At 42.4% G+C, this 25115-nt stretch carries 24 protein-coding genes; 15 read left to right on the top strand and 9 right to left on the bottom strand.

The window, feature by feature from the left end:
- Positions 1-105 precede the first annotated feature (105 nt).
- Complete coding sequence (locus J9317_RS04680) at positions 106-537, top strand: disulfide oxidoreductase (RefSeq protein ID WP_211556698.1); 432 nt, start codon at positions 106-108, stop codon at positions 535-537.
- Position 538: 1 nt separating this feature from the next.
- Entirely contained in the window at positions 539-1009 is a 471-nt protein-coding gene (locus J9317_RS04675) for a thioredoxin family protein (protein ID WP_211556697.1), read from the top strand.
- Positions 1010-1272: 263 nt separating this feature from the next.
- Here the strand turns inward: J9317_RS04675 and J9317_RS04670 are convergent, their stop codons facing one another.
- Entirely contained in the window at positions 1273-1674 is a 402-nt protein-coding gene (locus J9317_RS04670; RefSeq protein WP_211556696.1) for a DUF5365 family protein, read from the bottom strand.
- A 147-nt stretch (positions 1675-1821) separates the two neighbouring features.
- On the opposite strand from J9317_RS04670, the gene J9317_RS04665 reads away from it, so the two are divergent.
- Positions 1822-2712, top strand: a complete 891-nt coding sequence (locus J9317_RS04665) for an RluA family pseudouridine synthase (protein ID WP_211556695.1) — start codon at positions 1822-1824, stop codon at positions 2710-2712.
- A gap of 44 nt (positions 2713-2756) precedes the next feature.
- Here the strand turns inward: J9317_RS04665 and J9317_RS04660 are convergent, their stop codons facing one another.
- A complete protein-coding gene (locus tag J9317_RS04660; RefSeq protein ID WP_211556694.1) occupies positions 2757-3587 on the bottom strand; it encodes an aldo/keto reductase in 831 nt (276 codons plus the stop codon).
- Between the two features lie 458 nt (positions 3588-4045).
- Here J9317_RS04660 and J9317_RS04655 point away from each other — a divergent pair, with 458 nt between their 5' ends.
- Positions 4046-6589: a glycoside hydrolase family 31 protein gene (locus J9317_RS04655; RefSeq protein ID WP_211556693.1), complete on the top strand. Its 2544-nt coding sequence runs from the start codon at positions 4046-4048 to the stop codon at positions 6587-6589.
- A 59-nt stretch (positions 6590-6648) separates the two neighbouring features.
- Positions 6649-8406, top strand: a complete 1758-nt coding sequence (locus tag J9317_RS04650) for a glycoside hydrolase family 66 protein (RefSeq protein ID WP_211556692.1) — start codon at positions 6649-6651, stop codon at positions 8404-8406.
- Between the two features lie 39 nt (positions 8407-8445).
- On the opposite strand, the gene J9317_RS04645 is transcribed toward J9317_RS04650, so the two are convergent.
- Together J9317_RS04645 and J9317_RS20890 are read right to left on the bottom strand one after the other, a co-directional pair.
- Complete coding sequence (locus tag J9317_RS04645; RefSeq protein WP_211556691.1) at positions 8446-9024, bottom strand: NAD(P)H-dependent oxidoreductase; 579 nt, start codon at positions 9022-9024, stop codon at positions 8446-8448.
- A gap of 93 nt (positions 9025-9117) precedes the next feature.
- Positions 9118-10611 (bottom strand): methyl-accepting chemotaxis protein, encoded by a 1494-nt coding sequence (locus tag J9317_RS20890; protein WP_211556690.1) that lies wholly within the window; start codon positions 10609-10611, stop codon positions 9118-9120.
- A gap of 146 nt (positions 10612-10757) precedes the next feature.
- Here J9317_RS20890 and J9317_RS04635 point away from each other — a divergent pair, with 146 nt between their 5' ends.
- The gene (locus tag J9317_RS04635; protein ID WP_211556689.1) at positions 10758-11990 is read left to right on the top strand and encodes a M14 family metallopeptidase; all 1233 of its coding nucleotides are present in this window, start codon (positions 10758-10760) and stop codon (positions 11988-11990) included.
- Positions 11991-12026: 36 nt separating this feature from the next.
- Here the strand turns inward: J9317_RS04635 and J9317_RS04630 are convergent, their stop codons facing one another.
- Positions 12027-12638 (bottom strand): flavin reductase family protein, encoded by a 612-nt coding sequence (locus J9317_RS04630; protein ID WP_211556688.1) that lies wholly within the window; start codon positions 12636-12638, stop codon positions 12027-12029.
- A 395-nt stretch (positions 12639-13033) separates the two neighbouring features.
- Here J9317_RS04630 and J9317_RS04625 point away from each other — a divergent pair, with 395 nt between their 5' ends.
- The 4 genes from J9317_RS04625 (at position 13034) to J9317_RS04610 (ending at position 15900) form a co-directional block, all read left to right on the top strand.
- Positions 13034-13933 carry a LysR family transcriptional regulator gene (locus J9317_RS04625; protein WP_211556687.1) on the top strand — a complete coding sequence of 300 codons (900 nt, stop codon included), beginning with the start codon at positions 13034-13036 and terminating at the stop codon, positions 13931-13933.
- A 433-nt stretch (positions 13934-14366) separates the two neighbouring features.
- Positions 14367-14780, top strand: a complete 414-nt coding sequence (locus J9317_RS04620) for a carboxymuconolactone decarboxylase family protein (protein WP_211556686.1) — start codon at positions 14367-14369, stop codon at positions 14778-14780.
- A gap of 57 nt (positions 14781-14837) precedes the next feature.
- Positions 14838-15215, top strand: a complete 378-nt coding sequence (locus tag J9317_RS04615; protein ID WP_211556685.1) for a CidA/LrgA family protein — start codon at positions 14838-14840, stop codon at positions 15213-15215.
- The gene (locus J9317_RS04610) at positions 15205-15900 is read left to right on the top strand and encodes an LrgB family protein (protein WP_211556684.1); all 696 of its coding nucleotides are present in this window, start codon (positions 15205-15207) and stop codon (positions 15898-15900) included. Before J9317_RS04615 ends, J9317_RS04610 begins: the two co-directional genes overlap by 11 nt.
- 209 nt (positions 15901-16109) lie before the next feature.
- Here J9317_RS04610 and abc-f read toward each other — a convergent pair whose 3' ends face one another.
- The 4 genes from abc-f to J9317_RS04595 form a co-directional block, all read right to left on the bottom strand.
- A complete protein-coding gene (gene abc-f, locus J9317_RS04605) occupies positions 16110-17945 on the bottom strand; it encodes a ribosomal protection-like ABC-F family protein (protein WP_211556683.1) in 1836 nt (611 codons plus the stop codon).
- Between the two features lie 159 nt (positions 17946-18104).
- Positions 18105-18239, bottom strand: a complete 135-nt coding sequence (locus J9317_RS20760; RefSeq protein WP_284143254.1) for an RAxF-45 family protein — start codon at positions 18237-18239, stop codon at positions 18105-18107.
- A gap of 133 nt (positions 18240-18372) precedes the next feature.
- Positions 18373-19479 carry an ATP-binding protein gene (locus tag J9317_RS04600; protein WP_211556682.1) on the bottom strand — a complete coding sequence of 369 codons (1107 nt, stop codon included), beginning with the start codon at positions 19477-19479 and terminating at the stop codon, positions 18373-18375.
- Positions 19457-20125 (bottom strand): cobalamin B12-binding domain-containing protein, encoded by a 669-nt coding sequence (locus J9317_RS04595; protein WP_211556681.1) that lies wholly within the window; start codon positions 20123-20125, stop codon positions 19457-19459. The genes J9317_RS04600 and J9317_RS04595 overlap by 23 nt, the downstream gene beginning before the upstream one ends.
- A 537-nt stretch (positions 20126-20662) precedes the next feature.
- Between J9317_RS04595 and J9317_RS04590 the strand changes: the two genes are divergently transcribed.
- Genes J9317_RS04590 through J9317_RS04570 form a run of 5 tightly spaced genes read left to right on the top strand, consistent with a single transcriptional unit; the run spans position 20663 to position 25098 of the window.
- On the top strand, positions 20663-22054 hold the full coding sequence (locus J9317_RS04590; protein ID WP_211556680.1) for a spore germination protein: 1392 nt from the start codon (positions 20663-20665) through the stop codon (positions 22052-22054).
- A complete protein-coding gene (locus tag J9317_RS04585; protein ID WP_211556679.1) occupies positions 22051-23226 on the top strand; it encodes a Ger(x)C family spore germination protein in 1176 nt (391 codons plus the stop codon). The genes J9317_RS04590 and J9317_RS04585 overlap by 4 nt, the downstream gene beginning before the upstream one ends.
- A gap of 12 nt (positions 23227-23238) precedes the next feature.
- Entirely contained in the window at positions 23239-24354 is a 1116-nt protein-coding gene (locus J9317_RS04580) for a GerAB/ArcD/ProY family transporter (RefSeq protein ID WP_211556678.1), read from the top strand.
- A complete protein-coding gene (locus J9317_RS04575) occupies positions 24341-24634 on the top strand; it encodes a hypothetical protein (RefSeq protein ID WP_211556677.1) in 294 nt (97 codons plus the stop codon). Before J9317_RS04580 ends, J9317_RS04575 begins: the two co-directional genes overlap by 14 nt.
- On the top strand, positions 24631-25098 hold the full coding sequence (locus J9317_RS04570; protein WP_211556676.1) for a hypothetical protein: 468 nt from the start codon (positions 24631-24633) through the stop codon (positions 25096-25098). Before J9317_RS04575 ends, J9317_RS04570 begins: the two co-directional genes overlap by 4 nt.
- The last annotated feature ends 17 nt before the right edge of the window (positions 25099-25115 follow it).

Below are 25115 nucleotides of genomic sequence, written 5' to 3'. Positions count from 1 at the left end.
TCACTTGTGAAAACGTTGTCAACATTCAAGAAGAATCTGTGTTTACAATCTTCTTCTCCCTATACTATAATTTTCTTGTCTAATACTGTTGGCGAGGAGACCTCTATGCCTGAAAATAAATCACTTGAAAATTGGCTATTATTTGCTTGGATCGCTTCCTTCGCATCCACTCTTGGCAGTCTGTACTTCTCTGAAATCGTCGGTTTTGTACCATGCGATCTATGCTGGTATCAGAGAATTCTGATGTATCCCCAAGTCATTATACTTGGAATCGCTATAGCGAAGAAAGACTACAGCATCGCTCTATACAGCCTGATTCTCTCAAGCATCGGCGCACTTATTTCCATCTATCATTACAGCCTGCAGAAAATACCCTTTTTGGCAGACCACGCAGGATCCTGCGGAAGAATTCCCTGCACAGGCGAATACATTAACTGGCTCGGTTTCATCACCATTCCATTCCTTGCCTTAATCGGTTTTACAATGATTATCATCTCAAGCATCATGATTTTGAAAATAAGAAAGGCAGGTCGCTAATTTGAAGAAAGTCATAATTTTCGCCGCTATCTTTATTGTTCTATTCGGGGCACTAGCCTTTTTCACCAACTATCAAAAACAAGAAACCGCCAAAGGCAATCCATACGGAAAAACCACATTGGATCCATCCACCGAAGCCCTATTGGATGACCCGAACTATCAAAACAACATCTTGCCTGACGAACTCGATAAAAAAATTAAAAGCGGCGAAGACTTCATCGTCTATTTCTACGCATCCGACTGTCCTCACTGCAAGCGTACAACCCCGGAGCTTATGCCGCTTGCTAAAGACATGAACATCAACATTGACCAGTTTAACCTGAAAGAATTCCCTGACTACTGGGACACATACGGCATCACTGGAACGCCAACACTCGTCCACTATAAAAACGGAAAAGAAGCAGATGCTTCCGAAGGCGAAAAAACAAAAGCAGAGCTGGAACCGCTACTGAAAGAATGGTCAGGCAAATGAAAACAGCCCGCGCTGAGCGGGCTGTTTTTTGGTGTTGTTTAGCGCGGCTGTCCGTTCTCAGACGCGTCGACCCTCTTTCCGGCCAAACTCATTTTTCCAGCCGTTCCGTTCTCTTTTCATGCCGTTCCTAGTTTAGTACCAGCCTGTTCCTACTCCTCCAGCCGATCCCACCTTCTTTCCCATCAGCTCCCCTGCTAATAAACCGCATAACACCTCTCCATCCCATATAAAAAAAGCCCTTCCCCTATCGGAAGAGCTTTTCCTCATATCAAATATTTATTGGCGGCTCGTGTGTAGCGGCTGAATAGGTTCCGCTGGCCGCCGGCGGTTAAAAAATCGCTGATGCTCAGTGGGAGATCATAGCCATAGCGGCCAAGTATTTCACGGTTTCGGTCGTACAGACCGGCGTATTCCTGTTTTTCTTGCTCGTCTGCGTGTTTGAGAACGGCGATTAAGGTTTGAAGGCTGGACATAATTTCGAAAGCTTCTTTTAACGTTCCGTTGTAAATCATGGTTTCTTCAGTTGGTTTCAGGACGGACATTTTTTCAAATTGCCCGATGGTTTCATCCGAGAAGTAGATTGGGAAGACTTCTTTGTACATTTCTTCAATCAGTTCTTCGATGTGCTGTTCCTGTTCGTCTGTCGATGCTGTTACGATTTTCATATACCCCACCCTTTTAACCGAGTATTCGTAACATCAGAATATCACAGGAGGGACGGCCAAAAGACAGGTAAGTGTTTCCTCGTTTGCCGTGAGGTGGTTTTGTCCGGTATACTCACTCTAGAAACTGCTAAGATAAGGGGAAAATGGATGAGAAAAAGAGGTACATGGCTTGAGTATAAAGTGACTGATCTTGCACCTGTATATGTGAATGAATTCTTGATTCAAACAGCCGGTGCGTCAAAAGGAGTCATTCATCATTACCGTAAAGCAAACGGCTTAAAGGTTAATGGAACAATTCTTAGTGCGGAAAATCCGCTCGTCCATAATGGCGACGTTGTCAGCCTTGAGGTTTTTAAGGCAGAGAAGAATGATATCGTTTCAGAATTCATGGAGCTTGATATTTTGTTTGAAGATGATCATATAATTGCTATAAATAAACCGGCAGGCATGAAGACCCACCCGAATTCTCCTGGAGAAACCGGCACACTCGCGAATGCTCTTGCTTTTTACTACATGATGCAGGGAGAGGATGCTGCGGTTCGCCATGTTCATCGGCTTGATGAGGATACGTCAGGGGCGATTTTATTTGCGAAGCATGCCCTCGCACAGGCTATTATGGATAAGGCCCTGCAGGAGCATTTGATTTCCCGCACCTATATTGCGGCTGTTCAAGGAGAGCCGAAACCTAAGAAAGGGACGATTTCCCAGCCCATCGGGAAAGATCGCCATCACCCCTCTAAAAGAAGGGTATCTCCCGGAGGCCAGCCTGCTGTTACCCATTATGAAATGGTGCAGAGCAGTTCTTCCGCAGCCGTTTTAAAGGTTCAGCTTGAAACCGGAAGAACACATCAAATCCGGGTACATCTAAGTCATATCGGGAACCCGATAATTGGAGACAGGCTATACGGAACTCCTTCAGACTTAATAGAAAGACAAGCACTGCATGCAGCACGCATCCGCTTTCACCATCCTATTACAAATGAAAAAATCGATTTAACCGCTCCGTTTCCTGCTGACATGAAACGATGGAAACCTTAAAAAAACCGCCCTGCTTCAATCGAAGCGGGGCGGTTTTCATTTTATTAGAAATCAAAGTTATCAGGATCTGGACCTACCCGCTTGTCTTCATTCAACGCGTCGATTTTTTCCATGTCCTCTTGAGTCAGTTCAAAATCAAAGATATCGGCATTTCCTTGAATGCGGTGTTCTTTAACGGATTTAGGAATGGTCACGACACCGCTTTGAATATCCCAGCGGAGAATAACGTGTGCCACGGACTTACCGTGTTTTTCAGCAATTTCCTTCAAAACCGGTTCCTCAAATAATTGCCCTTGCATTAAAGGAGACCATGCTTCCACCTGGATGCTGTTTTCTTTACAGAATGCCCGGACTTTTTCCTGTGAAAGCTTCGGATGGAACTCAATTTGGTTGACCATCGGCACCACTTCAGCGTCCTTCATTAAGTCTTCCAAATGATGAACCTGGAAGTTGCTGACTCCGATTGCTTTGATTTTGCCGTCCTTGTAAAGCTTCTCCATTGCTTTCCAGGAGTCTTTGTATTTTCCTTCAACAGGCCAATGAATTAAATAGAGATCCAAATAATCCAGACCCAATTTTTCCATGCTGTCTTCGAATGCTTTTAGTGCGGAATCATATCCTTGGTCCGCATTCCACAATTTTGTTGTAATGAAGAGTTCTTCGCGGGGAATTCCGCTATCCTTAATAGCCTGTCCAACGCCTTCTTCATTTTTATATGCCGCTGCAGTATCGATGCTGCGGTATCCTGCTTTGATGGCAGCTTTTACGGAGCTTACCACTTCGTTCCCGTCTTCTACTTTCCAAACACCAAGACCGAACCATGGCATTTTCACTCCATTATGAAGTGTGGTGGTTTCCTGTAAACTTTTAACCATTTAAACTAGCTCCCTTCACTTACCAGATTTCGTTTTTAATTATCCTTTATCGGAATAGAAATTTCAAAAATGATGCTCGCTTAAATATTCAGAAAAATAGATTTATATCGTATTTTTACTTTTCATTTACGTTGGAACCCTTATCTATCAATAGAAGTATCTAAAATATTTCTTTTATTACACAAAAGAGGACTATTGATCTACATAATGTAACGCCATGAACTTGTCTAGACATATCGGTTTATTTTCTAAACGATGCGGCACTGGTTCCACATTCTTTGAAAAACGTTTGCAAACTATTGAATTATAAGGGTTAAAGGTACAATGGCATGTTAGATTCCGCTCATATATATATACATTTAATGGATTGCGAAATTATGTGATTGAGTCTATATTTTGACTTGTGCCATCGTGTGCACAACGAATGGTTTACAAAAATCTTTTTAACGAGGTGGAAGATGAAAAAGTCACAACGCATCATTAAAGGAGTTATCTCCGCTTCCCTTGCAATGGGAATGGCAGCAACAGCTCTTGCTCCAAACGCACTAGCTGTTACACAGCCGGAAGCAGATACACCCTTAGCGAAAGACAAGCTGGAAAAGCTATCAGTTAAAGGGATCGAAAAGCTCGACAACGGGGTGAAATTTGACCTTGGAAACAAAGACGCATTCATTCGTCTGTTTGCAGATGATCTTGCGAAGGTATCCATCCTTGAAAAAGGAAAAGAAGAGTACACTTCCCGCGGTATCGCAAAGAAAGATTGGAAGACTCCAAGATTCACAGCAAAAGATAAAGGCAATGTATACGAGTTAAAAACAAAAGAACTTATCATTCATATTAAAAAAGATACATTCGGCGTGAAATTCATGGATCACAAAGGAAATGTGATTAATGAAGATTACATGGAAAACGGAAGCACATCCGGCTATGAAGACGGAAAACCTTACGTTTACAAAAAAACCGATAAAAATGAAGCATTCTACGGTTTCGGAGAGCAAGCTGGACTGAATTTGAACCAGCGCGGCGAAAGCATCGGAATGTGGAATACAGATGCTTACGGATATGATAAAGATACAAAATACATCTACACAAGCATTCCTTTCTTTATTGGTCTTAAGAATGAAAAAGCATACGGAATTATGTTCGATAACACTCACCGTTCATACTACGAAATGGCTTCAGAATCTGATGACTACTACTACTTCTACGCTAACGGCGGAGATTTAACGTACTACTTCATGAACGGTCCTGAAATCTCTGACGTTGTTGACCGCTACACTGAGCTTACAGGAAAGCAGGAACTTCCTCCTGAATGGTCCATGGGACTTCACCAAAGTAAGTGGGAATATGATGCAGATGAAATTGTAAATGTAGCGAAAACATACCGTGAAAAGAAAATCCCGGTTGACACGATGCACTTTGACATCGACTACATGGATGGATTCCGCGTATTCACATGGAATGACAAGTTTAAAGATGCTCTTAAACAAGTTGAAGCAATGGAAGGGTTCCATACTATTGCCATCAATGACCCCGCTGTAAAAGTGGATGAAAACAATAAGTCTTACCAAGAAGGTACAAAAAACGATTATTGGGCTAAAAATGCAGACGGAACTCCATTCGTCGGACCTGTTTGGCCTGGAGATTCCGTATTCCCTGACTTCTCCAAACAGGAAGTTCGCGATTGGTGGACGAAAAACCACAGCGCTCTGTTTGACGAAGGTATTGACGGCGTATGGAATGACATGAATGAACCAGCTGTATTCCGTGATGATGCACAGCATAATCATACAATGCCGCTTGATTCTTATTTTGGATACGACGATAACAAAATTCTTCACACTGAGTACCACAACATTTACGGCCATGACGAAGCAGAGGCTACTTATAATGCTTGGGGCATGCACAAACCAAACGAGCGTCCATTCGTACTGACTCGTGATATGTATGCAGGAACTCAGCGTTATTCAGCACTATGGACTGGCGATACAGTTAGTACTTGGGAACATCTGCAAATGTCCCTTCCTAGCCATATGAACATCGGAATGTCCGGTGTAGCAAACGTTGGAACGGATATCGGAGGATTTGCAAAACGTCCGACTGCAGAAATGTATGCCCGCTGGATTCAAATTGGATCCCTGTATCCGTTTGCCCGTATTCACTACGATAGTGACAAAAAGTCTGAAATCAAGCAAGGTCAAGAGCCATGGGCATTCGGACCAGAAGTAGAATCAATCAGCAAAAAGTACATCGAACAGCGTTACAAATTGCTTCCTTACCTATACAACGCGTTCCAAGATGCTTCTGAAACAGGTAAGCCAGTTCAGCAGCCGCTTGTGTACCAATTCCAGGAAGATGAAAACACATATGACATCGCAGATCAATTCATGTTCGGTGATTCTCTAATGGTTGCTCCTGTTGTAAAAGAAGGACAAACTTCCCGTAATGTTTACCTTCCAGAAGGCCACACTTGGGTTGACTTTGTTTCTGGAAAAGAATACAAAGGCGGACGCACGATTCATGTAAGTGCTAAGCTTGAAGAAATGCCAATGTTCGTGAAAAAAGATTCTATGATTCCAACACGTGATGTACAGCAATACACTGGTGAAAAACCGCTTGAAAACCTTGTACTTGACACGTACCTTGACAAGAAAGCAGAATACAGCTTCTATGAAGATGATGCTGCTACTCTTGATGCCAAGAAAAAAGGTGAATTCAACGAAACGAAATTGTCCGTTGAGCGCAAAAGCAAGCACAGTGTAGTATTCTCACAAAAGAAACTTAAGCAAAATTATAAAGATACGAAACTAGATCAATATACTCTAAAACTTCACAATGCAGAGAATCCTAGAAGAGTGACAGCTGGAATGAAGAAATACAAAGCTGTAAACTCAGTGGATAGAGTAACAAACGGAAGCCGCACTTACTTCTTCGATGAAAAAACGAAGACGCTTTATGTGAGCATCCCTGCAAATGAAAAAAGAGACGTTACCGTACGATAATTTAAAGAGACTGCCGGTTTACTGCCGGCAGTCCCTTTTCTTATATGGAGGAAATTTTCATGAAAGGATCCATTCGTTTCCTTGCTATTTTAACCCTGATATTGGCGGTGCTCGGCATGTTTTTTCTTTATGATTCTCTTCAGCCCAAGCCTGATTCTTCACCGGAAAAGGAAGTCGCTGCACAGCTTAATCTCAATAAGGCACGCTTCGCTCCAGGCGAAACCATCTCTTTCTCTTTAACACTCCCCCGAAAATCAAAGCAGAAAACAGCAATCATTCGTTACTATCATCTGGATTCTCCGGTTGATTCTCAAACTGTTTCGTTAAGCAAAAGCAAAACAAACTGGAACTGGACTCCTCCAAAGGATGACTACAGAGGATATTTGGCGGAAACGGTTATTGACGGGCAGCGTTTTACAATTGGTATAGACATTTCAAGCGATTGGAGCAAGTTTCCGCGCTACGGATTTTTATCCGATTTCTCTGATAAGGCCACTGAAAACTCTGCTTCGGTCTTAAAGCAATTAAATCGCTATCATATAAATGGGCTTCAATTTTATGACTGGCAATTCAAACACCATAACCCTTTAAAAATGGAGGATGGTGAGATTCAGCAGCAGTGGGAGGACATTGCAAATCGGGATGTTTCTGTCCCAGTTTTAAAAAACTATATAGCCAGCGCTAAAGAGTTTAATATGCAAACCATGGCTTATAATCTAATTTACGGCACATATGAGAACGCCGGCCCGGACGGGGTCAAGGATGAATGGAGAGTCTATAAGGATGAAAATCACGCCGAACAAGACATCCATCCGCTACCGGAGGACTGGAAGAGCAATGTGTATTTACTGAACTCTGGAAACCCGGAATGGCAGCAATACATTCTTTCAAAGCAAAATGAGATCTATCAGCATCTTGCCTTTGATGGATGGCACATTGACCAGCTGGGACCGCGGGGCGAGGTTTATGATTATGATGGAAATAAGTTGAACCTTGAAGAGGAATTTGACGAATTTCTTCATCACGGAAAAAGTAAAGCACCTGACAAATCACTCGTCATGAATGCTGTGAATCAATACGGCCAAGAACAAATAGGAACCACTCCAGTTAATTTTATGTATACGGAAGTATGGGATGAATACAAACAGTATAAGGATCTGAAAAGAATCATAGATGACAATGCTGACTATTCAGGCGGGAAAAATACGGTTCTGGCTGCCTATATGAATTACAATCTGTCAAAAGAAAAACCGGGAAACTTTAATGTACCTGGTGTGCTGCTTGCCAACAGCGTCATCTTTTCATCAGGAGGCGCTCATTTGGAGCTTGGAGAGCATATGCTTTCGAGTGAGTATTTCCCGAATAAGAATTTGAAAATGACAGCACGGTTCAAAGAACAGCTTACTGGCTATTACGATTTTCTTGTTGCTTATCAAAATCTTTTGCGGGGCGATGGATTGCACCAAGTACCTCTAAAGGCTTCATCTAATATAGAAATCAACTCAGAACCGGAGCAGGGCAAGATTTGGGGATTCTCAAAATCGAGCGGACGGCAGCGTATGATCCATATGATTAACTTCACTAAGGCTGATTCGATGGAATGGCGGGATGCAGAAGGCACCCAGCCAGAACCAGACCTGATCCGGGGTTTGGAAGTTCAGATAAAGGAAGATAAACCAGTTAAAAAAATATGGGCTGCATCACCTGACTCCCGTCAAGCAGCACCAGTTCCTGTTCACTTTTCTCAAAAGGATGAGAATGTAACCATTACCGTTCCTTCACTCAAGTACTGGACGATGCTTGTGATGGAATATTAAACGAAGGAAGAAGCCGTTCCATTTATAGGGACGGCTTCTTTAAAGTATTTGAATAATATCGCGGATTTCCCGGAGCATTCGCTGCCTGGTTGCTTGATCTGAGTAGGTGACTCCATATAAAAACTGGTGGGATACCGTATCAATTCCGCAAGCATGAAAGATTCCGTAATCCATCGCGGTTTCCATGGCCATAGTCAGCTGAGAAGGCTTTAATTTCTGTTCGGGCTGTCCAGTCGTCTGAAAGATTAGCCCCTTTTTCCCTTTAAGCAGCCCTTCAGTTCCGTTTTTGATCATTCTAAAAGCAAATCCATTCGAGAACACCCGGTCTATATAGCCTTTTAAAATAGCCGGCATTCCCGACCACCAAGTTGGAAAAATTAAAATAATCTGATCCGCCCACAGCAAGTAGGACTGTTCTTCCACGATATCTGCCGGGATTTTTGTCTGATAAAACTCAGAATAATTATCTTCATCAAGTACTGGCTGAAATCCAATCCGATACAAATCACGAACCCTGATTTCCGACTGCAGGACCTTCAATTCATCAATTACTGCTTCCAGGATTGCCCCGTTAAAGCTATCAAGCTTCGGATGAGCGAATATAATCAGTGTTTTCATAAGCGAAGTCTCCCTTGAGGAACAATCCGCACATGCGTCCGGTCATTCTAAATACCTGCCTGCCCGTATTATTCACTCAAAACTTAAGCTTATTCATTTTTTTTCATTTACAAGGTACTTCGCCTTCGTATCAACCTGTTCTACAAAAGCGGAAACCTGCTGGATGGAGGCGCTGATTTGTTCAATAGCGGAGGCAGCGGAAGCAATTTTATCTTCATTGTCTTCATGCTGGTTTTGAAGGGAGCCAATAACATCCCCCACCTCTCCGCCTCTGCCTGCCAAATGATCAAACCGCTCTGTGACTTTCGTTAAATGGTCTTCGCTCTCTGCCTGAATATGAGCCATTTTATCAAAATCATCGGTAGTCTTTGAGATGACAGCAACACTCTCATTGATCATGTCAGATGTTTTATGAAGAGACTGTGAAACCTGTTCCTTTGCATTCAGAATTTCCTTTAAAATGTCCTGAATGACTTGGGAAGATTGGGAAGATTGCTCCGCAAGCTTTCTGACCTCATCAGCTACCACCGCAAAGCCCTTTCCGTGTTCCCCTGCTCTCGCTGCCTCGATGGCTGCATTCAGAGCCAGCAGGTTTGTCTGGTCGGCAATCGTTCTGATTGCACTCAGCACCTTTTCAACCTCAGACGTTTTCTCCGTAAGCATCTCTACGTGTTTAATGGAATTCCCTGATGATTCCTTCACTTCATTAATACTGTCGATCGCATTTGTTAAATGCTGTTTATTAATCTGAATTAATCCGTTGATCCTGCCGGAATAATCCGAAATCCGGTCAGTAAGCTCCTTAGAGGACTCAAGCTCGTGGACCATCGATTTCATCTCTGAAGAAGTTTTCTTCATATCTTCTTGGAAATGAACCGAATCTGAGTGAATAGACCGGATTGCATCATTAATCTGAATAATCCCCCCGCTTGTATCTGAAATATTCATATTTAATTCTTCTACATGGCCGCCGATTTCGGTGGATGCCACCTGATTCTTCATCAGCACTTCATTCATTTGATCCTTCAGCAATTCACTTTCCAGGAGCATTCCATCAAACCTTTTCGTGCTGTTTGATAGCAGCAATCCTACAAACAGGAATTGCACCCCGTAATAAACGGCCGTCAGGATACTGCGCTGCATGCTTGTCTCAATGTCCATCGGATCGGCAAGATACAGATGGGCAAATTGCGCAGCGACTATTAATGGAAGGGAAACATAAAACGCTTTTCTCATCAGTCTGGAATCTGCAAAAAGGGCAGCAATTCCGAGCGGGATCAGCCATACGAACGGAACATTCACCCAGGAATCTGTATTCAGCAAAAAGGCAAAGACCGTCATGGTCCAGACTGCCAATCTCTTAAACTGTTCATCATCTTTCTTAAATTTATAGTGCAGAGCAGGATACAAAAACAAAAGGAACAGAAAATTATAGGCTACATTCATAAAGGTAATCTTCGGAATGCCGTAAAGGATTTTCTGGATAATACTATTTGCGAAAAAGATGCTTCCTGCAATTAAAAACAATCTAAACAATATGGCTGAAACATTTTTTAGATTCCGCTTCTTTAAATGAAACTCTTCCACTTTGAAACCCCTTCTTTCATTTCACATTATCTTTTATATCGGCATATTTTCCAAAATTTCCACATTTTATGTAGAATTTAATAGGTATATAGTCCATAATACCATTAGGCTATAAAAACAGCTATTTTAATATAATGGAGGATCTTATGAAAGCAAAAAAAGCAATATTTTCAATGATTGCCGCTCTATTTCTATTGAATGTTGTTATTCCCAACCACTTGCTTGCAGCAAGTACAGGAAGCTTCAGCGAAAGAAATGTATCAAGCTTTCCAAAAACGTATGAACAGTCCAGAGACCGCTTCCGGACCTATGAGTCTGTACTAAAATCAAGATGGGAGAATACTACTAAACAAAGCTTCCGGATTTCCGATTCCGAAGACTTAGCAATCGATCTATTAAAAGCTGATGCAGCAAAATCAAAAGATACACTGATTGTCTTATCAAGTGGTACCCATGGTATTGAAGGCTACACAGGATCCGCCATGCAGGATGTTTTCATGAAAGAATTTATTCAGAAATTGAATCCTGATACAACGGGGCTTTATCTCGTTCACTCCATCAATCCATGGGGCATGAAAAACTTCCGCCGTTACAATGAAAACAACGTAGATTTGAACAGGAACTTTATTCAAGACTGGAGTAAGTTTGATCTGAACAGCAATAAAACATACAAAGAGCTGGAAAGCTTTTTCGAGCCGAAAAGCAAAATCGGAAGCATTGTTGCCCATGATGCCGAATTTACAGCTTCTCTTGCTAAAACAGCGCTAACTGCAGGTACAGATAAAGTACAAGGCGCTCTTCTCACCGGCCAATATACAAACCCTAAAGGCGTGTATTATGGCGGAACAAAAGATGAAAAATCAACTGTATTTATGAAGCAGGAATTTGAAAGCATTCTGGCAACCCCTTATAAGCAAATCATTCATATCGATTTACACACTGGGTACGGGCCGCGCTACCAAATGAGCATCTTCAGTTCATCTGCCGAAACTCTATCACAGTCCGAGGCTCAGGAAGCCTACCAATATCCGCTTGTTCTGACACCGGATTGTGAAGAATTTTACGCATCCACTGGAGATATTACCGAGTACTTTACCGCTCTTGCAAAACAGAAAGCACCAGAAAAAGATTTCTACTCCACAACCTTTGAATTCGGGACACTTGGAGACGGCACGATTGATTCCATTCAATCTCTTAAACGGACAGTTGAAGAGAACCAGCTTTATCAGTACGGGTCTTCCAGCGATATCAGCATGCTCATTATTCAGGCCCGCTACAAAGAACTTTTTTATCCATATGAAACAAAATGGCGTGAAAAAGCCATCACGGATTTTAAACAGGCTATGACAGGAGTTCTTACTTATAAAGGAGCTCTATAACAGAAAAGCAGGAAGCCATTAACGGCTTCCTGCTTTTCATTTAGGACGTTCCATGGAGAATATTTCACCGATTTTCCCGTATTTCGTACCGGCAAGACGGCTGACGGCTTCAAGCTCCCTCTCCATGATTTTTCCTTCTTTGTATACGTTCTTCTTAAAATGATACTGCACGACGCGCCCAATAATAAAATCAACAGCAGGCTCCCCTTCTCTGCCTCCAAGCTCCAAATGCTTCTCAAGGACGCATTCAAATCGGATTTTTGCCTCCTCAATGCCCGGAACTTGAATCTGCTGACTCGGTGTCAGAGTAAGACCGCTAAAGTCGATTTCACTTTGGTCAGGCGGCAGAGGGGCTGATGTTTCGTTGATGCTTTTAACATTCTCCTCATCTGTTACGTGAATAACAAATTCCTTGTTGTTCACTATATTACGGGCGGTGTCCTTCATTTTCCCTTCGGTTCGCTGCACCGCAATCGTCAAAAGAGGGGGTTCAGATGAAGCTACATTAAAAAAGCTGAATGGCGCACCATTCACTATATCATCCTCAGAAATGGAGGTGACAAAGGCAATTGGCCTTGGAATTACACTGCCAATCAGCAGCTTGTAATTTTCTAAAGCAGATAAATCACTGGGGCTGATGGAAATCATTTTAACTCATCCTTTCGGGTCACTTACAAAAACAGGCGGTAATTTCTCCTCTACTTGGCTTCGATGTCAGGAGGAAGCATCTGTTTTCCGCCCATCGTTTCGTGAGATTCATAATGTGCAAACCCAGACGGGTGTGATTGCTTTACAAAAGGAGCATCTTTCTTCTTTGAAGTAAATCGCATTAACACCTGCGGTTGATTGCCTATGTTGGCTGATACCCGTTTTCCTGAACTTGTAATCTCCGCTTCCCCTGATCTGTGTTATCGTAAGCTTTCCATACAGAGTGATGTAATTCATCAGAGACCTCTATCTCCTTAATGATCAGTCAAACTCCGTTTTTTGACAGCCGTCATAAAGACCGCTACAGTTAAACCAATAATCTTTAGAGGTGACCTATGGAACTTAGACAGCTGAAATACTTCGTAGAAGCCGTCAGACAAAAGAATTTCACTAGAGCGGCTGAAAAAATGCTCGTCTCCCAGCCGGCTTTAAGCAAAATGATTAAATCTCTTGAAGACGAACTCGGTTTACCTCTGATCATACGCAATTATAAGGGACTTGAACTAACAGACGCCGGCCATTCCGTATACCGGCATGCCGTCCAAATGATTGGAATCGAAGAAGATATTCTTTCATCCGTCATCGATGTGAAAGGTCTCAGCAGCGGAACCATCAAAATCGGAATACCGCCTATTATCGGAAGTCTCTTTTTCCCGAAGGTGCTCGCAGCCTTTCACTCAGCACATCCAAAAATCAAAATTCACATTACTGAATTCGGAGCGAAAAAGGTAGCCGAAAGTGTGCTTGCAGGAGATATCGAAATAGGAGTAGTCGTCCTGCCTGTAGACGATGAAAGCTTTATGACCTATCCAATCGTGGACGAGGAAATGGTCCTCCTCGTAAACGACTCCCATCCTCTCGCTTCGAGCAGTGCAGTGGAGCTTTCCCAGCTGAGCAAAGAAAACTTCATTTTTTACAGCGAAGACTTTGCTCTTTACGAACTGGTTCGGGAATACTGCATCAATGCAGGGTTCGAACCGAACATTTTATTTCAAAGCTCCCAATGGGATTTCATGTCGGAAATGGCTGCTGCCGGAATTGGCGTCACCATCCTTCCCCAGTCAATTTGTACCCGCATCACAAGCAGCCGGATCAGGAAAATACCGATTCAGAATCCAGCCATCCCTTGGCGGCTGGCCATCATCATAGCAAAAGACACATACACCACATTTGCTGGCAGAGCCTTTATTGAGTTTATTCTCGGAATGAAGGATCGGCTTCGGATGGGGGAATGAAAAAGACTGTTAAGGAAATTGCCCGCTGGAACGCATCCGGCGGGTTTTTTTTTTAGTAGTGTGTTTTTGTATAGATTGTTGCTGTTATACATTCTAAACCATTTTTATCTAATATGTATTTAGCTCTGTTAAACTTGGCTGTTGATTTCCGTTGCAGGCGGTCACTGAGCCTACTGCAGCGGAAATCAGCCAAAACCAATCCAATATTAAAAAGTTAAAAACTAAATTTCTGAACAGCATATTAATATTTTTCATGAAATTTATTGTTTCGCCTGCCCCTTTTACCAAACCCCATATATATTCATTTCAGCAAAGATTGCCCGGACCCTAACCATAACAATAAGTTATACCATTTATAATATTTATATATTTCACGAATATCCTTCTCCATGCTATCGTTATTCATAGAGTTAAACAGAGAGGAGAATATACTATGCCAAAAACATTTGACCGCCATCAGGTGGGCCTTGATAAGCTGATGGAATACACACTAAAAACCGATGATGATATTTCGACTCATCTTCGGATTGTAGAAGAGCTGAAGGATATTGCTCCTGATGTAGGAGATATGATTATTGATTTTGCCTATGGCGAGGTTTACTCACGTGAGGGACTGACCAATAAACAAAGAGCGCTTGTCACCATTTCTTCCCTTGTCACACAAGGAACAGAGCCGCAGCTGGAGCTTCACTTAAATACAGGCTTAACAGCCGGACTGACTCCAAAAGAAATTACCGAATCCATCATTCAGCTTGTTCCTTACACCGGGTTTCCTAAAGTTTTGAATGCTCTGTCTGTAGCAAAGAAGGTATTTTCTCAGCGCGGGGACGATAAAACGGAAGAGTAACACCGCAGACGAAGAGCCTGATTGGGCTCTTTGTTTTATGAGAAAGGAGGTCTGGGAATGAAGTGGATTCTAATTATTACTCAAATTGCCTTTATACACTGTTTTTATTTTTTTGGAATATGGATTACGGGTGTATTGTCTCTGCCAATTCCATCCGGAATGATGGGGATGGCCATTCTTCTTCTCGCTCTATCTTTTAGAATTATCAAGCTCGAGTGGGTAGAAAAAGGAGCAGCATGGCTTCTGGCAGAACTGCTGCTGTTTTTCGTTCCATCCGCCGTTGGAATTGTTGATTACACAGAATTGTTCGGCTGGGTCGGGCTTCAAATGCTTGGTATCATACTGATCAGCACGTTTTTGGTTATGGGCGCGACGGCATTTACGGCAGAGAGAATCAATAACCGCAGAAAGGAGGCCATCCCTGATGCTGATTGAGCTTATGCTGGCAGCAGTTATCACCTATATCGTCTATCGGCTTGTCAAATTCGTTTATCAAAAATTTTCTTTCCCTTTGCTTCATCCCCTCCTCATTTGTCCCATAATATTGATAGGCCTGATTCGGCTGTTTGACGTTTCGGCTTCGGAATATATGGATCTTTCGAGGATTCTTACCCATATGCTTGGTCCGGCTACGGTTGCATTTGCCGTACCGATTTACAAGCATGCCGGCCTGATCAAAAAGTACATGGCGGAAATTTTCTTTAGCGTAACGGCTGGTTCTGTTGCTGCCATTCTTACATCTTTTCTTCTTGCACTTTGGGTTCATTTGAATGGGGACTGGATAATCAGCATTTTGCCAAGATCCATAACAACCCCAATCGCGATTGAAGTATCGAAGGAAATCGGCGGACTTCCTGCACTCACCACCGTTTTTGTCATCATAACCGGAATTATAGGCGGAATCATTGGACCTTCCATCATCAAGTGGATGTCGATAAAAACACCGATTGCAAAAGGCTTGATGCTCGGTATGGCTGCCCATGGCGTTGGAACATCCAAAGCAATGGAATATGGAGAACTCGAAGGAACATTTTCGAGCCTGTCCATGATATTAGCTGGATTTCTCACCCTCCTGTGGGGCTACTCCCTTATTCCGGCTCTGCTCCGGTTCATTTCTTGAGAAGCTTGCACCTAATCTGTAGGGGCAAGCTTTTATTGTTGAAAGATTCTTATCTAAAGGATGGAGTGCTTACTTAGGTTCTTCTAACATAGGTTGATTGGAACGCCATTATTATTTCATAGCACCATATTTGCGAAAACAGCTAAAATACAAACTCATTTAAGAAAAGCGCCGCTCCTAATGGAATGACGCTTCTCAATGTTCCTTAATTAAATGATTGAATCAAGCTGATCGTACAATTCCCGCCATCTGGTTTTCAATTTCGAGAAATCCTTGGATTCAGTGGATAGATTTCTTAAGCTATCCTCTATGGCCATAAGCTCTTCCTCAATTTCCTCTGCCGTGATTTCTTTTGCTGGTTTTGACGCATGTTCTTTTGCAGGAGCAGAAGACTTGCTTTGTTCAGCTGCTGCCATGAAAATGGGCTCCATTTTCCCCCTCGTGTAAAGGTAGCTTCCTTCGAATGGATAAACCGTGCCTCCGTGAATCCAGGCTGTTTTCGTAAACAGTTTTTCTAAAAAATACCGGTCATGGGATACTGCCAGCACTGTCCCTTCAAATTCGTCGATCGCATCCTCCAGCACCTCGCGCGACTCAATATCCAGGTGGTTCGTCGGCTCATCGAGAATCAAAAGGTTAATGTCCTTTTGCATCAGCTTCGCAAGCTGAATTCTCATGCGCTCCCCTCCGCTTGTATTCACCATTTTCTTGAAAACAGAAGCACCGTAGAAAAGGAATTTTGCCAGTATGTGTCTTGCATTTTCCTCTGTCATGGAAAGTCCTTCACGAAAATATTGGATGACGGTCATTTCCCCCTCTGCTGCAGAAATCAGCTGCTGGGCAAGATAACCGGTCTTAACACTGCTGTCGAGCCGTGCTGTACCGCTATCCGGCTTCTCTTCTCCTAAGATCATCCGGATCAGAGTGGATTTGCCTGAACCATTTTCTCCGACAATCGCCAGGCGGTCACGGTAAAAGAGCTCCAGATTCACTTCTGAAAAAAGTTTTTTTTCGCCGAATGCTTTCGATACACCCTCTATCGAAATTGCCCTTTTTCCGCTTCGCTCTGAGCCTTCAAACTGCAGGCCCATCCTCCTGTGCTCCAAAATCGGACGCTTCAGCTTCTCCATTCGTTCTAAAGCGCGTTCCATATTCCGGGCGCGTTTATGAAGACTTTCACTAGGTGGATTTGCCTGATTCGCCCATTCTTTAAGCTGCTTGATTGCTTCTTTCATCTTTTTTATCTTTTTTTGCTGTTCCTGATAAGCCTGAAATTCATTCATTAGCCGCTTCTGTTTCTCTTCTATGAATCCGGAGTAATTACTATGATAGACTGTAATTTCGCCTTCATCTAAATCCATAATTTTCGTCGATGCCTCATCAAGAAATTGCCGGTCATGAGAAATGAGGATCACTGTCCCCTTGTACTCCTTCAGGAACTGCTCTAGCCATTCCACAGCGCGTATGTCTAAGTGGTTTGTCGGTTCATCGAGCAGCAGCAGGTCAGGCTCCTCGAGCAGAATCAGCCCGAGTCCCACCTTCGTCTTTTCGCCTCCGCTCAGCGAATGAAAGGACTGATTCAGCAGATCTTTTATCCCCAACCCTGCTGCCACTTTATTCAGCTTGGCGTCAGCCTCATATCCCCCACTCCGTTCAAATTCCTCTTGAAAGCTGCCGTATTGAGTAAGCTTCCTATCCAAATTAAGTGAATCTGCAGACGCCATCTCTTTTTCAAGTGCTGTCATCCGATCTTTTATAGCTAGTAAATGAGTAAATGCTCTCCGCAGCATTCCCTCTGCCGTTTCTCCCTGTTCGGATTTTGGAATTTGTGCGAGATATCCCGTTTTCGTACCCCTTCGAATTGATATAGCACCGCCATCAGGATCCTCAATTCCTTTCAATAATTTAAAGATCGTTGTCTTACCCGTTCCATTCCTTCCAACCAATCCAATTCTGTCATTCTCATGAATTTCAAAGGATAAATTTTCAAACAGCGTATGTCCGCCAAAGGACTTTGATATATTTTGACCCGAACAAATAATCATAATCGTTACTCCTTTTCGATGGTTTTTTATATTGAAAGGAGCATAGCTGAATGGAAATGGTTCAAGATATCGTGTGTCAGCCTGTAAATGCGGACACAAAAAGGGAGAGCTAACAAGCCCTCCCCAATCGCACAATTAATTGGCGGATAAGAGATCTTCTTAACATTCCGGTTCAGCTATGCAGTTGCGATAAAAGGACAGACGTGTCCCCTTGGCAGCTGCAGCATGAAAAATCGCACGGCATAAATAAAGGAAACTCAATCTCTCAGCCAATGCAATCACAGAACGTTTCATCTCTTCTCCACCTCCTTCGAGCAGTAATTAATACTAGTATATACAAAAAAGTTTTTTCTGACAATTCTATTTTAAATTTGACATAAAGCATTTTCCGTCCATCAAAAAAGAGCACCGCATCGGGGGCGCTCTTTTAATATATTTCCACATACGGCAGGATAAGCGTGACTCTTGTTCCATGGCCGCTTTCGCTATCAATTTTGATTTTGCCTTCATGGTTTTTTAGGATTTCCATGCTGACAGCAAGGCCGAGACCCTTTCCTTCTTCTTTGCTGGAAGCGAATGGAATGAAGAGTTTCTCCATGATTTCGTTGCCCATTCCACAGCCGTTATCTTCTATAATAATTTCAATCGTATCCGATTTTAAATTGGTAAAGATTTCGACCTTGCCTTCACATTCATCGGAGCTCATAAACGATTCCATTGCGTTTCTTACAATATTCAAAATGACTTGTTTTATTTTCCAATTGTCTACAAAGAGAACCGGATTTTTTAGATTGGCCTGATAGTGCACTTCACATCCAAAGTTAATGGCTTCTCTTTTCGAAATCAGGGTGGCATCATCCAGAAGCTGCGAAAGCAAGATCTTCCGTTTCGACATTACGGGCTGACGCTTATCGAATAAGTATTCGTAAAGATCATAATTAGCCCGACTGAGCCCTTCAAATGTTAGTTTTTTTTCACCGGGATCGATCAAGTGGGGTTTCACTTGGTTAAAGAATCCTTTTATGCTTGTGAGCGGACTGGATATGTCGGTCGAGATGCTTGCTGCAATCTCCTTAAATGAACGAAGATGGTGATTCTGTACGGCAATCTCTTTCATCTCTTTTAATGATTTTTCAAGCTGTGAATTTTTTTCGAGCAGCGACATGTTTGCCTTCATCAGGTCGATTTCAAGGTTTTTCATCGCCTGATAAACCGGCTCCAAGGATTCCTCTTTATTAATGCAGAAGATGTGAATCGTATCTTTATTCTCATACTGAATGTATATGTCAAATAAACACAGCGGTTTATTTTTCGTTTTCATGTTGAGTTCAACTTTTGAAATAGAGGGCGTATCCAAAATAAACGAAGCCGCCTTCTTCTTGCTGCCAATCCCTATGATATCAATGAAATTTCTGGTCTCGTCAAATTCACTGAATGTCCTCTTGGATACAGAAAGGATGTTTAATCTCCGATCCACCATAAAGTAGGAAAAGGGTATCTTTTCATATTTACTAGACATTAATTGCGTTTCCATATTGAACAGTCCCCATATATTTGATTAGCCCTTCAATCTCGGTTAGATTACGTATAATCATGGTATTAGGAGGGCAATGAAACTCAAGGTCGTGGCTTTCAGCCAGCTTTCCTCCTACTAAAATTGCCGGTCCGAAAGGCAATTCCTCGAGTGCTTCGATATACTTTTTGACGGCTGGAAGATTGTAAGCAATGTTAACAGAGAGACCAATGACTTCAGGACGGAATTTTTCGGCGAAATCCATTGCATGTACGAGTGGAAGATTCGCTCCAAGACATTTCGTTTCCCAGCCATTCTCCTGAAAATAATTCGATACCATGTGAACGCCTAAATCGTGCTCTTCTCCTTCTACACAGAAAAACATTGCTTTTTTCTTTCTAAAAGAAAGTATTTCAGGCGCATGCTTAATTGAATGAAAACACTTGTAAGCCAGCAAATTTTTGCAGACATGTGAGGCAATATGTTCATCAGCTACTGATATCACATTTTCTTCCCATAAGTCCCCCACATAGTACATAGTTTCCTTCAATGCGTCATAAAACACCTTACTGTCTTTTCCATTTGCTACGGATTCTAAATAGGCCCAGGCTTTCATAATCTTTCCATTTAGTAAAAGCTTACTTAGCTCCTCCACTTGAAAATTCATTTCTCCTCACCTGCCTTTATTGGTTTCATTTTATTAGCCCGTTTACTAAAGGTTAACATATGTGAGTTCTTTTAGGTATGTTCATGATCAAAAAACAGATGGTATGTTCGCCTCATTTTTCAGAATAGAACAACTTCATCAATACCCATTAATATATAGGACAAAACCAAATCAGAAAAAATTTTTTAATAGGTCCAGGAAAGAATAGCCGCGGTTCTGTACCAGCAATTCCTTCCTTGGATGAAGGCGGCTGGCATATATCGAATTAGAAGGAAATTGTTCGGAGTGCAGCTTGGGATCATAATAGCTGAGAAGTTTTTGAGGTTTGATATATGTTTCTAGATTCAGTCTTTAAAACCCTTTAGAGATTGTGAAAATTATAAACAACTTGCTAATTTTCCTATTTTCGCATGTTCGTCTATGCCAATGGTAACATAACCTCCTTCAGAAAAAGGTTTTTATCCCCCTTTGTTACATAAATTTAATGATTCAACAAACAATAGTTAGAAGAAAAAGGAATGACAAGGAGGATCTGGAATGAATCCGCAGGAACGCTTGGCGGGAAGCTTGATGCAAAATAAACAAACGATCAAAAACGCTCTCCATACGATGCAGGATTTATCCTTTCATTCACTTTTGCTCCCCTCCCAGCCTGCTGTCGAGGGCTGTCTGATCCGGCTGAAGGGGATTTCTGATGATACCAAGGTCACTGAAAAAGTGCTCCATCCTTTACTCTATTCAAATGAGCTACCTTTAAAAAAGGATTTTCTCAAAAAACTGACTCAGCGGGTGCTGGCGAGTGATTTATCAGCGGGATCTACTTGCCAGGAAGCCGTTCATGCGATTTTGGAAGGGCACACGGTTTTGGTGATTGAAGGGTATTCAGGCTTTATTGACCTTGAAACTACCGGGGGAGCACGCAGAGGGGTGGAGGAGCCATCCTCTCAAATGGTCATCAGGGGGCCGAAAGAAAGCTTTAATGAGACCCTCAGGACAAATACCGCTCTTATCCGCAGAAGGCTGAAGACACCGGATCTTAAGCTGGAGCAATTTGTCGTCGGAGAGGTTTCGAGTACAAAAGTGAATCTAATGTACATCGAAGGCAAAGTAAGTCCAGAGACACTGAGATTGGTAAAAGAGCGATTAACAAGCAATGAAGCGAAAATCGTTTTGGAGTCCGGTTACATCGAGAGGCTTTTGGAAGATCACCAAATTACGCTGTTCCCCACTATGAACAATACGGAAAGGCCCGACGAGGTCGTAAGCAGCCTGATTGCCGGAAGAATAGCGCTGCTGGTGGATGGCACACCTTTTGTATTATTGTGCCCAACAAGCTTTAAGCATTACTTTTACTCTCCCGAGGATCAATATCAATCCAATATGGCGGGAAAGCTTATTTTATTTCTGCGCTATGCCGCTTTTTTCCTGTCCGTTTTTGCGCCATCTATTTATATCGGGATGATTACCCATCATCAGGCTCTAATCCCTACATCTTTGCTTATCAGTCTTTATTCTCAGCGGGAGGGTGTTCCCTTTCCTGCACTCATTGAAGTACTCATCATGGAGATAACCTTTGAGATTTTAAGGGAAGCTGGGGTAAGGCTTCCCCGGGCAATCGGTCAAGCCGTTTCCATTGTGGGAGCACTTGTTATCGGACAAACAACCGTGCAGGCAGGACTTGTTTCAACAGCCGTAGTAATTGTCGTATCTATCACGGCCATCTCAAGCTTTACCCTGCCGAACTACAGTTTAGCCATCACAGCCAGGATGGTCCGCTTTATTTTAATGTTCGTTACTTACTTCCTCGGATATTATGGATTGTTGCTGGCCACCATTATGTTCATGGGACACCTTTATCACCTTACGACTCTTGGAACTCCCTACATGTCGAAAGGGACCCAGGCTGAAAAAGGAGGAGGCAAGCCGTGAGAAAATGGATTTTGATTCTCTGCATTCTCCCCCTCCTTTCATCATGCGGCACCCAGCAGGAGCTGAATGATATGTCCATTGTAATAGGAATTGGCATGGATGAAGCAAATGATGGATATCAGGTCACTCTTCAGCTTGTAGATCCGAGTGAAATATCAACTGGAGCTGGAATGTCACCTGGCGGCAAAGCGATACCGGTCATTAACATGGTTGGTGATGGCCCTTCCATTAACGAAGCTTTTCAGTCTGCCGTCTCTAAAATTTCAAGGAGGACTTTCTACAGCCATCTATCGGTGGTTGTCATTGGTGAGAGTCTGGCAAAAAGAGGAATTAACGAGATTATCGAACATTTAGAACGCGGTTCTGAAATCAGAAGCAGCCTTCTGCTTCTGACGGCCAAGGATCAGACAGCACTAGAGGTGCTATCAGCCCTTCCTCCTTTAACGAAGGTACCAGCTTTATCGGCAATTGGAAAGCTCGAGAACAACATGGAGAATTACGGAACTGTCACTAAAGTCAACATCGTTGATTGGGCAAAAGCCAATGACCGTAAGGGAACGTATGCGGTTATGCCTGGAATTTTTAATTATGGCGATCCAAAGGTATTTACTAAACAGGAAAACATCGAACAAAGCGAGCCTTATTCAACCGCTGTCGGGTATACCGCCGTATTCGGAAAAGATTCTAAGCTGCTTTACTGGATAGGGTCAGAGGAAACGAAGGCGATGCTGATCCTCCAAAATCAAATCCGGCGGACATTTGTTAATGCTCCTTGTGAACATGAACACATTTCATATGAATTGCCTTTTTCAAAATCCTATAATCGTGTCTCAGTTAAAGATAGGAAAGCTGAAATCCGCATAAAGGTTCATACAAGAAGTGAATTGTACTCTCTTGGCTGCATGAAAAAAAAGAAGCTTACAGAGGAGATGATACGGGATTTGGAAAGAAGAATGACAAGCAAGCTCAAAATGGAAATAGAGCGAACCGTACAAATCGCACAGGATCATCATTCAGATATTTTTGGATTTGGGCAATCACTGGCATCCAAGGATAAAAAGAAATGGAAAGAAGTAGAAAATCACTGGGATCAGCTCTTTCAAGAAGCAGAAATTACCGTGGATGTTTCTACTGAACTGCTGAGAGGCGGCGTGGTTGAAAGTCATATGTAAAGAGGGATCAGAATGAGCAAAGTGACTGCCAAGGAGATGTTTTATTTAATTTTCATATTTGAAATCGGCAGTGCAATCCTTTTGGATCCTGCAAAGCAGGCGATGAAAGACGCATGGCTCGCGGTATTGCTTAGCTATGCAGCAAGCATCCCGCTGTTTTTAATGTATATTGGGCTGACAAAGCTTTCAGGTAAAAAAACGATGGTTGGAATTCTCATCATGCTCCTGGGAAAGAAAGCCGGAACCATCGCCTCCTCTCTTTACATTCTGTACTTTTTGTACATCTGTGCACGCGTTCTCAGAGACTTCGGTGAATTGCTGATCATCACTGCTTATGATGAAACCTTCTTAATCGTGATCAGCAGTTTTATGATGCTTGCTGTTATGTATATAGCGATTAAAAGGTTTCATGTATTTGCCGGTGTCTCAAAACCATTATTTTATAGCATCACGATCCCCTTTTTCATCATAGTAGCATTTGAAATTATATCAGGAATTGTGGATATTCATGAACTTTTGCCGATTGCAGAAAATGGTCCAATGCCCATTTTGAAAACAATTTTCCCTGCGGTCATGACTTTTCCATTCGGAGAAATGGTCGTTTTTACGATGTTCTTTCCGCTTGTTCAGGATAGTGCCAAGCTCATCAAAGTGACCCTTTCTTCTATCTTTTTTGCCACCTTGATTCTAAGCACTACCGCTCTGCTCCATGTTTCCATTCTTGGGGCAGAAATGACAAAAAGCTTCGTATTTCCGATTCTTGCAACCGTCTCGCTGATCAATATATCGGATTTTATTCAGCGTCTTGATTCAATTGTGGTCGTTCTTATGATAATCGTGGGATTTACAAAAGTGTTTATGTTTTTCTATGCAGCACTTAGAGGCACAATGGAAATTACAGGAACAAAAAATCCGATTCCTCCCGTGCTGATTTATGGAGTAGCCATGATCGCCTCATCCCTGTTTATTGCCAACACTCAATATGAGCACTTTCAGGAAGGACTGATGTTCGTGCCTTACTTCCTTCATGTCCCCTTTCAAATGGTCTTTCCAGCACTAATTTTGGGCATACTTTGGCTTAAGAAAAAAAGAAATCAGAAGAAGGGTGCTGCCAATGAAGTTTCTTAAAAAGCTTAACAAAATCATGAAGGAAATCAAAACCGTTATCTATGCTTTGCTGATCGTTTTTCTTCTTCTTGTTTCCATAGCGCTTATCGATTTTTATCAGGGCTATTCATGGAGCATGGTGATGAAAACGTTTAGTTATGAGCTTAAGACCTCTTCCATGAATGACCTTTTTTCCCTGCTTATATTTGCTGTTTTGATTGGCATCTATCTTTATATAACCAATATTAAGTCTGGTAAAAAGAAACAGACTGCTGGAACTAAAGGAGTGAAAAATCAGTGAAAAAGCATCCTGAGAGGCTGATGGCCATTCTTTCACTTTCCACACTGGTGTTCATTAATAAAAAGAGGCTGCTTCGGTTTTTGCCGTCCGGAATCTTTATCACCATGATTTTGTGTGTGGAGAGCATGTTCGCAGATGCATGGAAATTTTGGAAGGTTCCTGGAGGCAGGAAAAAAGAGGCGAGAGTAAACTTAAGCTTTATATTTGGTCCCTTCTTAAGCGGGACGCTATGGATTTTCCATCTGACCTATGGAAACTTCCTTAAATATCTGCTGGCCAATAGCATCCTGGATTTTTCTCTCGCTTACCCAATCGCTTTTTTCTTTCAAAAAAAGAAGCTTTTCAAACTGCTGAGGTTCCAGCCGCCTTATATGTTCGGAGTATCAATGATGTGGGCGGTTCTTCTCTACGGATACCAGATGATGATTGAACATCTATACAAAAGAAAAGAGCCCAGCACTTAACACTGAGCTCTTTTTTC

Origin of the sequence: Metabacillus flavus (genome assembly GCF_018283675.1) — a bacterium.
Taxonomy (GTDB): Bacteria; Bacillota; Bacilli; order Bacillales; family Bacillaceae; genus Metabacillus_B; species Metabacillus_B flavus.
Note: the sequence above shows the minus strand (reverse complement) of the source record. Positions and strands in the feature narration are given on the sequence as shown.

Bases quoted from the DNA above. Each gene is read 5' to 3' on its own strand.
- J9317_RS04680 (WP_211556698.1), top strand. From the start codon at position 106: ATGCCTGAAAATAAATCACTTGAAAATTGGCTATTATTTGCTTGGATC.
- J9317_RS04670 (WP_211556696.1), bottom strand. From the start codon at position 1,674: ATGAAAATCGTAACAGCATCGACAGACGAACAGGAACAGCACATCGAA.
- J9317_RS04665 (WP_211556695.1), top strand. From the start codon at position 1,822: ATGAGAAAAAGAGGTACATGGCTTGAGTATAAAGTGACTGATCTTGCA.
- J9317_RS04660 (WP_211556694.1), bottom strand. From the start codon at position 3,587: ATGGTTAAAAGTTTACAGGAAACCACCACACTTCATAATGGAGTGAAA.
- J9317_RS04655 (WP_211556693.1), top strand. From the start codon at position 4,046: ATGAAAAAGTCACAACGCATCATTAAAGGAGTTATCTCCGCTTCCCTT.
- J9317_RS04650 (WP_211556692.1), top strand. From the start codon at position 6,649: ATGAAAGGATCCATTCGTTTCCTTGCTATTTTAACCCTGATATTGGCG.
- J9317_RS04645 (WP_211556691.1), bottom strand. From the start codon at position 9,024: ATGAAAACACTGATTATATTCGCTCATCCGAAGCTTGATAGCTTTAAC.
- J9317_RS04635 (WP_211556689.1), top strand. From the start codon at position 10,758: ATGAAAGCAAAAAAAGCAATATTTTCAATGATTGCCGCTCTATTTCTA.
- J9317_RS04630 (WP_211556688.1), bottom strand. From the start codon at position 12,638: ATGATTTCCATCAGCCCCAGTGATTTATCTGCTTTAGAAAATTACAAG.
- J9317_RS04625 (WP_211556687.1), top strand. From the start codon at position 13,034: ATGGAACTTAGACAGCTGAAATACTTCGTAGAAGCCGTCAGACAAAAG.
- J9317_RS04620 (WP_211556686.1), top strand. From the start codon at position 14,367: ATGCCAAAAACATTTGACCGCCATCAGGTGGGCCTTGATAAGCTGATG.
- J9317_RS04615 (WP_211556685.1), top strand. From the start codon at position 14,838: ATGAAGTGGATTCTAATTATTACTCAAATTGCCTTTATACACTGTTTT.
- J9317_RS04610 (WP_211556684.1), top strand. From the start codon at position 15,205: ATGCTGATTGAGCTTATGCTGGCAGCAGTTATCACCTATATCGTCTAT.
- abc-f (WP_211556683.1), bottom strand. From the start codon at position 17,945: ATGATTATTTGTTCGGGTCAAAATATATCAAAGTCCTTTGGCGGACAT.
- J9317_RS20760 (WP_284143254.1), bottom strand. From the start codon at position 18,239: ATGAAACGTTCTGTGATTGCATTGGCTGAGAGATTGAGTTTCCTTTAT.
- J9317_RS04600 (WP_211556682.1), bottom strand. From the start codon at position 19,479: ATGGAAACGCAATTAATGTCTAGTAAATATGAAAAGATACCCTTTTCC.
- J9317_RS04595 (WP_211556681.1), bottom strand. From the start codon at position 20,125: ATGAATTTTCAAGTGGAGGAGCTAAGTAAGCTTTTACTAAATGGAAAG.
- J9317_RS04590 (WP_211556680.1), top strand. From the start codon at position 20,663: ATGAATCCGCAGGAACGCTTGGCGGGAAGCTTGATGCAAAATAAACAA.
- J9317_RS04580 (WP_211556678.1), top strand. From the start codon at position 23,239: ATGAGCAAAGTGACTGCCAAGGAGATGTTTTATTTAATTTTCATATTT.
- J9317_RS04575 (WP_211556677.1), top strand. From the start codon at position 24,341: ATGAAGTTTCTTAAAAAGCTTAACAAAATCATGAAGGAAATCAAAACC.